Source organism: Nonomuraea spiralis (genome assembly GCF_014648435.1).
GTDB classification, from domain to species: Bacteria; Actinomycetota; Actinomycetes; order Streptosporangiales; family Streptosporangiaceae; genus Nonomuraea; species Nonomuraea spiralis.
Genome location: NZ_BMRC01000014.1, coordinates 127,439 through 138,204 on the forward strand (window position 1 = coordinate 127,439; position 10,766 = coordinate 138,204).

General features: G+C 70.8%; 14 protein-coding genes. 12 read left to right on the plus strand and 2 right to left on the minus strand.

What is annotated here, in order from left to right; all coding sequences use genetic code 11:
- From IEZ27_RS31430 to IEZ27_RS31480, 11 genes are all read left to right on the plus strand, one after another.
- The coding region (locus IEZ27_RS31430; RefSeq protein WP_189650545.1) for a DUF4097 family beta strand repeat-containing protein at positions 1-433 on the plus strand (433 nt) is incomplete at its 5' end.
- An 808-nt stretch (positions 434-1,241) separates the two neighbouring features.
- Entirely contained in the window at positions 1,242-1,778 is a 537-nt protein-coding gene (locus IEZ27_RS31435; protein WP_189650546.1) for a hypothetical protein, read from the plus strand.
- A 5-nt stretch (positions 1,779-1,783) separates the two neighbouring features.
- Positions 1,784-3,067, plus strand: coding sequence for an SRPBCC family protein (locus IEZ27_RS31440; protein WP_229824521.1), 1,284 nt, complete (start codon positions 1,784-1,786; stop codon positions 3,065-3,067).
- Positions 3,068-3,123: 56 nt separating this feature from the next.
- Positions 3,124-3,543 (plus strand): gas vesicle protein GvpJ, encoded by a 420-nt coding sequence (gene gvpJ, locus IEZ27_RS55820; protein WP_189650547.1) that lies wholly within the window; start codon positions 3,124-3,126, stop codon positions 3,541-3,543.
- A 1-nt stretch (position 3,544) separates the two neighbouring features.
- A complete protein-coding gene (locus tag IEZ27_RS31450) occupies positions 3,545-4,339 on the plus strand; it encodes a GvpL/GvpF family gas vesicle protein (RefSeq protein WP_189650548.1) in 795 nt (264 codons plus the stop codon).
- A 43-nt stretch (positions 4,340-4,382) separates the two neighbouring features.
- Positions 4,383-4,607 (plus strand): gas vesicle protein GvpG, encoded by a 225-nt coding sequence (locus tag IEZ27_RS31455; protein ID WP_125639663.1) that lies wholly within the window; start codon positions 4,383-4,385, stop codon positions 4,605-4,607.
- A gap of 77 nt (positions 4,608-4,684) precedes the next feature.
- The gene (locus IEZ27_RS31460) at positions 4,685-5,062 is read left to right on the plus strand and encodes a gas vesicle protein GvpO (protein WP_229824522.1); all 378 of its coding nucleotides are present in this window, start codon (positions 4,685-4,687) and stop codon (positions 5,060-5,062) included.
- Positions 5,059-5,469 (plus strand): gas vesicle protein, encoded by a 411-nt coding sequence (locus IEZ27_RS31465; protein WP_379478546.1) that lies wholly within the window; start codon positions 5,059-5,061, stop codon positions 5,467-5,469. Before IEZ27_RS31460 ends, IEZ27_RS31465 begins: the two co-directional genes overlap by 4 nt.
- Positions 5,459-6,241 (plus strand): GvpL/GvpF family gas vesicle protein, encoded by a 783-nt coding sequence (locus IEZ27_RS31470; RefSeq protein ID WP_189650549.1) that lies wholly within the window; start codon positions 5,459-5,461, stop codon positions 6,239-6,241. The genes IEZ27_RS31465 and IEZ27_RS31470 overlap by 11 nt, the downstream gene beginning before the upstream one ends.
- On the plus strand, positions 6,228-6,467 hold the full coding sequence (locus IEZ27_RS31475; RefSeq protein ID WP_189650550.1) for a gas vesicle protein: 240 nt from the start codon (positions 6,228-6,230) through the stop codon (positions 6,465-6,467). Before IEZ27_RS31470 ends, IEZ27_RS31475 begins: the two co-directional genes overlap by 14 nt.
- On the plus strand, positions 6,451-6,762 hold the full coding sequence (locus IEZ27_RS31480; RefSeq protein WP_125639672.1) for a gas vesicle protein K: 312 nt from the start codon (positions 6,451-6,453) through the stop codon (positions 6,760-6,762). The genes IEZ27_RS31475 and IEZ27_RS31480 overlap by 17 nt, the downstream gene beginning before the upstream one ends.
- A 96-nt stretch (positions 6,763-6,858) precedes the next feature.
- Here the strand turns inward: IEZ27_RS31480 and IEZ27_RS31485 are convergent, their stop codons facing one another.
- On the minus strand, positions 6,859-7,461 hold the full coding sequence (locus tag IEZ27_RS31485; protein ID WP_189650551.1) for a YdcF family protein: 603 nt from the start codon (positions 7,459-7,461) through the stop codon (positions 6,859-6,861).
- A 218-nt stretch (positions 7,462-7,679) separates the two neighbouring features.
- Between IEZ27_RS31485 and IEZ27_RS31490 the strand changes: the two genes are divergently transcribed.
- Positions 7,680-8,921 (plus strand): cytochrome P450, encoded by a 1,242-nt coding sequence (locus tag IEZ27_RS31490; protein WP_189650552.1) that lies wholly within the window; start codon positions 7,680-7,682, stop codon positions 8,919-8,921.
- A gap of 42 nt (positions 8,922-8,963) precedes the next feature.
- Here the strand turns inward: IEZ27_RS31490 and IEZ27_RS31495 are convergent, their stop codons facing one another.
- A complete protein-coding gene (locus IEZ27_RS31495) occupies positions 8,964-10,664 on the minus strand; it encodes a chromosomal replication initiator protein DnaA (protein WP_189650553.1) in 1,701 nt (566 codons plus the stop codon).
- Positions 10,665-10,766: the final 102 nt, after the last annotated feature.

A 10,766-nucleotide genomic window follows, 5' to 3' on the forward strand; every position in this document is an offset into this window, starting at 1 on the left:
GATCGAGGTGACGGTCAACCTGCCCGCCGGTTCCGGCGTCGAGGCCAAGGCGGCCAGTGCCGAGCTGCTGACCGCCGGCCGTCTCGGTGAGGTCGCCTTCGACGGCGCGTACAGCCAGATCAAGATCGAGGAGGTGGCGAGCCTGCGCCTCACGGCGGTCGACGGCGACGTCGAGGTCGGGCGGCTGGGCGGTCCCGCGGAGATCAGCACCGCACGGGGTGACATCCGGGTCGCCGAGGCCGCGGGCGGCAAGGTCGTGCTCGCCACCCAGTCCGGCGACATCTCGATCATCGCCGCCGCCGGGGTCTCGGCGGCCCTGGACGCCGGTACCAGCTACGGCCGTATCAGCAACGCCCTCAAGAACGACGGCAACGCCGACCTCGACATCCACGCCACCACCTCCAGCGGCGACATCACCGCCCGCAGCCTGTGACCCCCGGCTTCCGGAGGGAGGGCGGGCGGGCGAGGGTTCATCGGAAGATCGTGTGACACATACGCATCCGCACCCCCTGGAACCTGGCGCACGGCGAGTGGTGGTGTCTGTGCCCTTTCGAGTGGTGGGCCTTCCTCGTCCTGATCCGGTGCTTCGCCGCGGTCTTCGGCGGCGGGGCAGGCGGGGGCGCTTGCGTGGCCGGTGGCCGGGGGAGCGCTGAGGGGGGCGCCTGCGGGACGGCCGCCTTCAGGACGACGCCCGCCGGGCCACGGCCCTGGGCTTCCTCCTGGAGGCCGCGGCTGACGGTGAAGCCGACGAACCCGCCCAACCCGAGCGCGAGGCCGACCGCGATGACGAGCGAGACGTGGCTGACGCCTCGCCGAGGGGCGAGCGGTGATCCCCGGAAGAGCGCGGACGGCGGAAGCACGGCCTTGCCGCGTGACGCGGGCCGGGCCGGGGCCGGACGGATGAACACGGAAGATGGCAGGTCGTTCATGGTCGCCTCCGAGATCACGCTCAGATCGTTGCCGTCTGGTCCCGTATGACGCTCGGTGCGCAGGCTCCGGTTCGGGAGTTGGCGGTTCCTTGGGCGGGCCAGGGCCAGGTCCTGACCTTCGGTGTGTCCTGAGCCCAGGGGCAGGCAGGGCTAAACGCCCGCTGATGAGGTGGCTCGGATTCGCCGCCTCACACCAACTCCCTGTCCCTTTTTTCGCCAGTTGGGTGCTTTGTCGCTTTTCCGGGTAGGTCAAGCCGCGCGCAAGGACCCAGTGCGGGTCGAGATGGTGAGCGAGCGGAAGGAGCGCTGATCATGTCGAGCAGGTTGCAGATGGCCTTTGCCATACTCGCCGGGTACTACCTCGGAAGGCGCCACAAGCTGCGTACGGCGGCGGCACTGGCGGCGGCCGGGCTGGCGGGACGCGCCAGCTGCGGCCAGGGTGGCCTGCTGGCGCAAGGCGTCAAGGCCCTCGGCTCCAGTCCCGAGCTTCAACGGATGACCGGCCGCCTTCGGGGCGAGCTCATGGAAGTCGGCAAGGCGGCGGCCATTTCCGCGGCCACCAAGCAGATCGACTCCCTGACCCAGAAGCTCCAGGAGCACGGGGCGAAGCCCGGGGCCCCGCAGGACGAGGAAGCCGAAGCTCGGCCCACGAAGCGGCAGGCGCCCAAAGACGAGGAAACGGACTACGGCGACGAGGACTACGACGAACACGATCGCTACAAGGAGGACGACTACGAAGAGGAACCCGAGGTACCGGAGCAGGCCAGACGGAGGCCCGAGGGTCATGAGGGTCACAGGGGGCAGCGGCGGACACGTCCTGTCCGGCGGGTCGGCCAGTCACGGAGGTGAGTGCGGTGGCTGAGGCAGCGAAGAAAACGGCGCGCGGAAGCGGCGGGGAAGCCATGGGCAAAACCGCCGGAACGGCCGGTAGAGCCGGCCGGGCTGCGACGGACACGCTCGAAGACCAAGCCAGGAACGTCACGGGAAAGTCCGGAGACGTCGCGGGGAAGGCCGGGGAGGCCGGCCAGGGAATCGCCGACGCCCTGCCGATGGACCGGCTCGTGCAATCCGCTCAGGGGCTTTTGCAGGCGGCGGGCACGCGAGTGTTGTCCTCCGCGGGGGACAAGCTCGAAGACCTGACCGGCCGGCTCACCGATTACGTGGAACACGGCGGAAAGGGCCTGATGAGCGCGGTCACGGGCTCGGACAAGCCGAGCGGCTTCGTGAGCGGAGCGCTGAAGGGCGGCCTCGCGGGAGGTCTGAAGGGAGGTCTCAAGGGTGGTCTGAAAGGCATCTGGGAGCGGATCACCGGCGGCGGTGGCGGCGCGAAAGCGGGCCACGAGAAGATCACCAACATCGTGGAGACGATCGACATCGGTGCCCCACGGCGTCTGGTGTACGACCAGTGGACCCAGTTCCAGGACTTCCCGACGTTCATGAAGAAGGTCGAGACCGTCAAGCAGGACGCCGACGAGGAGCTCTCCTGGAAGGCCCAGGTCTTCCTGTCGCACAGGAGCTGGAAGGCGCACATCGTCGAGCAGATCCCGGATCAGCGGATCATCTGGCGCTCAGAGGGACAGAAGGGGCATGTCGATGGAGCGGTGACCTTCCACGAGGTCACGCCTGACCTGACCCGGGTCCTGGTCGTGCTGGAGTACCACCCGCAGGGCCTGTTCGAGCGCACCGGCAACCTGTGGCGCGCGCAGGGACGACGCGTACGCCTGGAGCTCAAGCACTTCAGACGGCACGTGATGGCGCACCTGTTGCTGAATCCCGACGAGCTGGAGGGCTGGCGCGGCGAGATCCATGACAGCGAGGTCGTCAAGGATCACGAGACCGCCGTCCAGGAGGAACGGGAGCAGCAGGAAGCCGAGGAAGAGCAGCCGGAGGACGTCGAGCGGGCGGAGGCGGAAGAACCCGAAGAGGAGCCCGAGGAGGAGTACGAGGAGGAGGAGCCCGAGGAGGAAGAGGGAGAGTTCGAGGAGCCCGAGGAGGAAGAAGAAGGAGAAGAGGAGGAAGGGGAGGAAGAGGAGCGTCCCGCGGCTCCGCCCGTGGCGCGGCGTCGCGCCGGAGCGTCCGCCCGCCGGTCCGCCGAGCGCGACCGCCCGGTACGCCGGCGTCGGGTCCGAGCCGAGTAGCCACTCGTCAGGGCCTGTCGCCGAAGGCCCGGCCACCCAGAACCAGGGGGAACGACATGACCGTTCAGCCTGCCGGTCACGGCACACCGGCCAGCAGCGGTACTGCGGGGACAAGTCTGGCGGACGTCATCGACACCATCCTCGACAAGGGCCTCGTCATCGACGCCTTCGTCCGGGTCTCGCTCGTCGGCATCGAGGTGCTGACGATCGACAGCCGGATCGTCGTGGCCAGCGTGGACACGTACCTGCGCTTCGCGGAGGCGGCCAACCGCCTCGACCTGTCGGCCACGGAGAAGGGCCTGCCGGAGGTCGTCGAGGACGTGACGACGGCCAGGGCCGTCAGCCAGGCGAGCCGGCCTGCCGGCGGAGAGCTGGAGGCCGCGTCCGACGAGCCCGACGAGTTGCAGGAGCTCGCGGGTGAGGTCGTGGACCGCGAGGAACGGCCGCGCCGGGCACGTCGTGGAGAGGATGAGTGAGATGTCGCCACGCAGAGAGGCCGCCGGGTCCGAGGACGCGTCGCAGGCGAGCATGAACGGCTATGCGTCCTATGTGTACGGGATCGTCCCGATGGATGTCGAGGTGGAGGCCGGGACCGAGGGGGTGGGGGACCCCGGGGGGCAGGTGCGGCTGGTGCCGTTCGGCCAGATCGCCGCTCTGGTGAGCGATGTCGAGGCGGATCGCCCGCTCGGCCGCCCGCGAGACCTCCAGACGCACCAGCGGCTGCTCGACCAGACCGCCGCGGAGGTGCCGGTGCTGCCGTTCCGGTTCGGGGCGGTGCTGACGAACTCCGAGGCCGTGGTGGAGGAGCTGCTGAAGCCGTACCACGACCAGTTCGCCGACGCCCTCCAGGAGGTGGAGGGCCGGACGCAGTACGTGGTCAACGGCCGGTACGACGAGCGCGCGATCCTGACCGAGATCCTGCGGGAGAACGGCGAGGCCGCGAGCCTTCGGCGGCAGATCACCGGCCGCCCGGAGGACGCGACGCGCAATGAGCGCATGCGGCTCGGCGAGATCATCGAGGGCACGATCGCGGACAAGCGCGAGGCGGACACCGCGACGGTGGTGGACGAGCTCTCGGACCTCTGCGAACAGCTGGCCGTGCGCGAGCCCTCCCACGAGCGTGACGCCGCGCACGTGGCCGCGCTGGTGGCGCGCGACCGGCGGACGGAGTTCGAACAGGCGGTGGACGAGCTGGCCCGCCGCTGGTCGGGCCGCGTCGAGCTGCGCCTGCTGGGGCCGATGGCGCCGTACGACTTCGTCGGCACGAGCTGACCGCGCCGGCACGGACGCCGACGCCGGGGAGGAGTGAACATCCTTGGGACTGGGGACGCTGCTTTTTGGCTGGCCACTCATGCCGATCTACGCGGTCGTCAAGCTCGGCGAGCTCATGCGCGACCAGGTCGAGCGGGAGCTGCACGACCCGGCCGTGGTCCGGCGCCGCCTGGAGGAGGTGGAGCAGGCCAGGGCCGACGGCCGGATCTCCGCGGAGGAGGAGGACCGGGCGGTGGAGGAGATCTTGCGGGGGATGGTCGGCTGGTGAGGCGCTAGCGGGGGGCCACACCAGGAAAGTACGGGGGTGATGTGGTGCCTGCCAGGCAGGGAACCGAGCACAAGCGCGTGCCGAGATCCGAGCACGAGCGCGTGCCGAGATCCGAGCACGAGCGCGTGCCGGGGACGAAGCGTGCGGACACCGGCGACGAGCGGCCGCCGCGTACGCGCTCCGCGGATCTGCCGGCCGCCGAGGTGGCCGGGGTCGGGTTGCGGATGATGACCGAGCTGACCGGCAAGGAAGCCGAGAGCGTCACGCTGGTCGAGCCGTCCGAGGACGGATGGCTGGTCGGCGTGGAGATGGTGGAGGACCGCCGGATCCCGTCCTCCGGTGACACCCTGGCCATGTACGAGATCGACCTCGACCTGACGGGCAGCCTCCTGTCCTACCGCCGGGTGCGCCGCTACAAGCGGGGCAGCGGCGACCTCGCCGAGGGCTCGCGGTGAGCGCCAACGTACGGCCGAGCCCGTACGTGCCCGGGTCCTCCTTCCAGCCGGCCTCCCATGGCGGCCGCGAGTCGGCCAACCTCGGCGACATCCTGGAACGGGTGCTCGACCGGGGCGTGGTGATCGCCGGCGACATCCAGGTGAATCTGCTCGACATCGAGCTGCTGACGATCAAGCTGCGCCTGCTCATCGCCTCGGTCGACACCGCCCGCGAGATGGGCATCGACTGGTGGGAGCACGACCCGTGGCTCACCGGCGACACCCAGGAGCTGGCGAAGGAGAACCGCAAGCTGCGCCGCCGTCTCGCGGCCCTTGAGGAGATGGTGTCCGCCCGGGTGCTGGAAGGCGGCGCCGCGACCGGGCGCGCGCCCGGCCACGTGCCTGAGGCGGTCGAGCGTGGCCACTGACCAGGGCGTCTACCTCTACGCGGTCACCCGCGACGAGGGCGAGGAGCCCGACGGCCTGACGGGGGTGGCGGGCGCGCCCGTACGCCGTCTCACGCACCGGGTCTTGGCCGCCTTCGTCAGCACGGTCTCGCTGGCGGAGTTCGGGGAGGAGGCGCTGCGTCGTTCGATGGAGGACCTCACCTGGCTGGAGGAGACCGCGCGCACCCACCACCGGGTGGTGGAGGCCGTCGCCGCCCTCAGGCCCACGGCCCCGGTGCGGCTGGTCACCGTCTACACCGGAGAGGCGCAGGTGCGGGACCTTCTTGACGAGCGGCACGAACAGTTCGACGCGGTGCTGGCGCGGGTGGCCGGCCGGCGGGAGTGGGGCGTCAAGGCGTACGCCGTTCCCGGCCGGGCGGAACCGGTGGCCGACCCGCAGGACGCGGCGCCGGGTGCGGCCTACCTGAACCGCCGCCGGGCCGCCCTGCGCGGACGGGAGGCCGACTGGCGCCGGGCCGGCGAGCACGCCCGGGCCGTGCACGAGGCGCTGATGGACGTCGCCGTCGTCGGCAGATGCCACCGGGCCCAGGACCCGCAGCTGTCCGGACGGCGGGAGCAGATGGTCCTCAACGGCGCCTACCTGGTGGACGACGAACGCGCCGCCGAGTTCGCGCAGGTCATCGAGGACGTCGCCGAGCGGGGGGTCACCGTGGAGCTCGTCGGCCCCTGGGCGCCCTACTCCTTCGCCGCCCTCGACCAGGACGGTGAGGCGGCCCGCGGTGACGCCCCCTGAGCCGAGAGGAGGCCGGCTCGCCGCCCAGGGCCGCCTGCCCGAGCAGCGGGTGGCGCTCGTCGACCTGCTGGACCGCCTGCTGGCGGGTGGGGCGGTCGTGACCGGCGACCTCGTGCTGTCCATCTCCGGCATCGACCTCGTACGGATCTCCCTGAGGGCCCTGCTGGTCAGCGTGCGCGAGGGCGACGCGGTAAAAGGAGGGATGCGACATGACGAGCCCGACTGACCGGCAGGCGGCCAGACCCGGCGAGTGGCGGCTGGAGACGGACGCCGACTCGGTGCAGCACGACCTGAGCCGTCTCGTGCTGACACTGGTCGAGCTGATCCGCCAGCTGGTGGAACGCCAGTGCGTCCGGCGGATGGACAACGGCGACCTGACCGGGGAGCAGCTTGAGGCAGTGGGGCTGACCCTCATGCGGCTGGAGGAGGCCATGGCCGAGTTGTGCGACCGGTTCGGCCTCTCGCCCGCCGACCTCAACCTCGACCTCGGCCCCCTGGGCACCCTGCTCCCGGCGGATTGACCGCACGCTCACGTGGCCGAGCACATCATGAGCCGAGCCGGCAGGGCGGCGCCATCGGATCGCGGCAGATCGCCGTCGCGATCCGATGCGCTCGACTCAGCGCCACGCCCCATCCGTACGTTGTGTCGCAGCAAGGCTGCCGTCCGCGACACGGCGGGTGACTTCTTCCCACTCGCGGATCACCCGCCGCTTGCCGTCCGGGATGGAGGGCCAATCCGTACGGGTCACAAGCTTCCCGGCATAGACGGGTTCCCATGTGACGGCGTAGAAGGAGCCGATCTCGGGCAGCAGGGTCTTCAGGATGCGCACCGTTCTGCAGTGGTACCACTTGGAGACGCCGGTGATGGCCAGCCCGGAGCGTAGCGCCTCGTCCAGGAACGGCAGCGCATACTCGACGTTCTGCCACGTGTTGGCGGACTTGTCCTCGCACCGGATCGCACGCTCGGGCACGTCCCGTTCAAGGAGCAGCCGCTGAAAGACCTGTCCCTCGATGATCCCGTTGTGACGGTTCACGCCACCGGTGGCGATGATGAGCGGGGCCAGCCCGGCGTGATAGCGCTCAGCGGCGATCTTCACGGGCGCGGCCTGATTGGTGCCGAAGAGCATGAGCGCGGTCGGCGTCTCTTCTGGCGGGGGTGCTTCGACGTCCACGAACGCGGTGATCCCGGCGATCTGGTCGAGGCTGATGCTTCCGGTCATGAGCGGTTCTTACCCGGCTCGGAGCCGGCGCGCGCGGCCGTGGCCGACCCCGTCCACCACGGCCGCCGCCGGCGGATCGTTAGCCGAGGAGGAAGAGGAACGTCATGCGCGGAACCCTACAAAGCCCCTGGCGTCAGGAGCCACAGGTTTTCCGACCCCCACGTACGGTGTACGTCACAACCATTGACGTAAGTGGTCGCTTTCCGAATGATGTTCCTATGACCGTCCTCGACTTCGACCTGTCGGACCGGAACTTCTGGGCCAGGCCCATGAATGAGCGCGAGGAGGCGTTCGACCGGTTACGAGCCCGTGCGACGCCCGCCTTCTTCGACGAGATGAAGATCGACTTCGCGCCTCAGGGGCCCGGCTACTACGCGCTGGTCAGGCATGCCGACATCCTGGAGGCCAGCCGCAACCCGGAGGTCTTCTGCTCGGGCGACGGCGGCGCGACGAACATCCCCGACATGCCGGCCGAGTTCACCGAGTATTTCGGCTCCATGATCAACATGGACGACCCCCGGCACGCCCGGCTGCGCAGGATCGTCTCCCGCGCGTTCACCCCCAAGATGATCAAACAGTTCGAGTCGGACGTCGAGGCCGCCGCGGTCCGGATCGTGGACGACCTGCTGGCCGCCGGCCCCGGCGCCGACTTCGTCACCGACGTGGCCGCGCGCCTGCCACTGAAGATCATCTGCGACATGATGGGCATCCCCGAGCGCGACTACCGCTTCGTCTTCGACCGCTCCAACATCATCCTCGGCGGCTTCGACCCCGAGTACACCGGCGGCGACCTCGACCAGCTCGCCACCCGCCTGCTCACCGCGGGCATGGAGCTCCAGCAGCTCGTCCAGGACCTGGCCGCCCACCGCACCGCCAACCCCACGAACGACCTGACGTCCTCGCTGGTCAACGCCAACATCGACGGTGAGCGGCTGACGATGCAGGAGCTGGGGTCGTTCTTCATCCTGCTGGTGGTGGCCGGCAACGAGACCACCAGGAACGCCATCTCCTACGGCCTGCGCCTGCTGACCAGGAACCCCGACCAGCGCGCCCTGTGGCTGGAGGACATCGACGGCCGCGCCCCCGGGGCCGTGGAGGAGATCGTCCGGCTGGCCTCGCCGGTGAACTTCATGCGCCGCAAGGTCACCCGCGACCACGAGATGAACGGCCACCTCTACCGCAAGGGCGAGAAAGTGGTGTTGTTCTACTGGGCGGCCAACCGGGACGAGACGGTGTTCGCCGATCCGTACCGCTTCGACATCACCCGCCACCCCAACCCGCACGTCGGATTCGGCGGCCCGGGGCCGCACTTCTGCCTCGGCGCGCACCTGGCCAGGCGGGAGATCACGGTGATGTTCCGGGAGCTGCTGCGGCGCGTGCCGCAGATCGAGGGCGGCAAACCCGACCGCCTGCACTCCTCGTTCATCAACGGCATCAAGCACATGGAGTGCACGTTCTGACCCGTGAGTGACCCGGGCGCCGCGGGCGCCCGGGTCGCAGGACTACTGCGCGCTCACCTTGAGCTGGTTCATCACCGTACGGATGTCCGGAAGGAGCTGCTTGCCCTCTTCCGGGATCGACACGAAGACGATGGCGGGCACGTCGCCCCCGGCGTTGATCGCCATCGTGACGATCGTGGCCTTGTCCGTGCCGGCGGTCATGGTGTACGCGATGAGCCGGCCGGTCGAGGCGCCGACCTTGATCGACTGCTGCGCGATCTTCCTGACCTTGTTGCCCGCGGGGTAGAGGTTCTTGCGGGCCTGCAGCACCATGCGCTTGATGACCGGCTCCAGGTTGTCCTCCTCGTACAGGGAGGACAGCTGCGACGGGAGCGGGCCCGACATGATCTGGGCGAACTTCTCCGGCGCGACCTGCACGTACTGGCGGGTGTCGTAGCCGAAGGTGGACTTGACCGTGGCGCGCTGGTCGAGCTGCCAGGTGCCGCCGAGGCGGGGCAGCGAGACGCCGGCCGCCGCGTCCTCCACCCGGCCGGTCACCGGCGACGCCTTGCCCGGGTACTTGGGCAGGGCGGGGATCGTCGTGGAGGTCTTGCCCGTGCCCCCCTTGGTGGGGCCGGCCGAGGCCGGGGGGGAGGCGGCCGTCTTGCTCTCCGGCGTGTCCTCGCCGGCCAGCGGGCCCGCGAGGAAGGCCCACAGCAGCGCCGCGACCAGCGCGATCGCCACCGAGCCGCCGAGCGCGTAGATCCAGATGGGCTTGCCGGGCTCGTCGTCCAGGGAGTCGTGCTCGCTCATGCCCTCGAACTCGTCGCCGAAGACGTTGTTCCAGAGCTCCTGCTGACGGTCGGGGGGCGGGGTGCGCGAGCCGCTGATCTGACCGGCCGTCACGAACCGGCGGTCGGGGTCGGAGGGGTCGCGGTTGAGGTTCGAGCCGGGGCGCGCCTGGTCGGGGTGGCCGTCGCCGTGCATCCCCGGGCCGCCGTGCATCCCCGGGCCTCCGGGCATGCCCTGGTCGCCGGGCGGGGGCGCGCCGACGTGGGCCGCGCCGAGCTGGTTCGACGGCACCGCCTGGTCGCCGAGAATGCCGTCGCCCGGGCGGCCGCCGTACATCATCGTGCGCTCGTCGGCCGGAACGGCGGACGGCCCGCCGGGGCCGTCGAGCGGCGAGAGGCCGGGCTGACCGGGCCGGCCGGGCTGGACGGGGGCGTCGAGCGGGCCGGGCGCGCGGCCCAGCGTGACCGTGTGGTCCAGCGGGTCGCCGAGGGAGGCGGACGGGCCGCCCGGCGGGACGTTGGACGGGCTGTTCGGCCAGGGCGCCGGCGTGGAGAGGTTGGACCAGGCGTTCGCGGAGGGCGTCGGCGGCTGGGACCAGGCGGGCACCGGGTCCTGCGGCTGGATCGGTTGCGGCTGGACCGGCTGTGGCTGCTCGGGCCAGGCGACCGGGACGTCCTGCTGGCGGGGGGTCTCGGGCCAGCCGGGCTCCTGGCGGGGCGCCTCGGGCCAGGACTGCCGCGGCTGCTCCGGCCACGAGGCGTCGCCGCCCTGCCGCGGCGAGCGCGAGCCGTCGTTGCGGTGGACGTCGTTGCGCGAGCCGTCGTTACGGTGGACGTCATTACGGTGGACGTCGTTGCGCGGGGCCTCCGGCCAGGCGGCGTCGCCGCGCGGCGGGTCGGGCCACGCGGGCGCCTGTGGGGCCTCGGGCCAGGACGGCTGGGCGGGCGCGGCCTCCGGCCACGACATCGGCACCCCGGACGGCTCCTGCCCGCCGGACGGCCAGGAGGACGGTACGTCGTCGCGAGCCTCCGGCCAGGATGGTGGCAGGTGTGACGCCCCGGAGCTTGCGGAATT

What these genes read in the sequence shown, in the direction of transcription:
- IEZ27_RS31435 (WP_189650546.1), top strand. Translation starts at nt 1,242, where the DNA reads ATGTCGAGCAGGTTGCAGATGGCCTTTGCCATACTCGCCGGGTACTAC.
- IEZ27_RS31450 (WP_189650548.1), top strand. Translation starts at nt 3,545, where the DNA reads ATGTCGCCACGCAGAGAGGCCGCCGGGTCCGAGGACGCGTCGCAGGCG.
- IEZ27_RS31490 (WP_189650552.1), top strand. Translation starts at nt 7,680, where the DNA reads ATGACCGTCCTCGACTTCGACCTGTCGGACCGGAACTTCTGGGCCAGG.
- IEZ27_RS31480 (WP_125639672.1), top strand. Translation starts at nt 6,451, where the DNA reads ATGACGAGCCCGACTGACCGGCAGGCGGCCAGACCCGGCGAGTGGCGG.
- gvpJ (WP_189650547.1), top strand. Translation starts at nt 3,124, where the DNA reads ATGACCGTTCAGCCTGCCGGTCACGGCACACCGGCCAGCAGCGGTACT.
- IEZ27_RS31485 (WP_189650551.1), bottom strand. Translation starts at nt 7,461, where the DNA reads ATGACCGGAAGCATCAGCCTCGACCAGATCGCCGGGATCACCGCGTTC.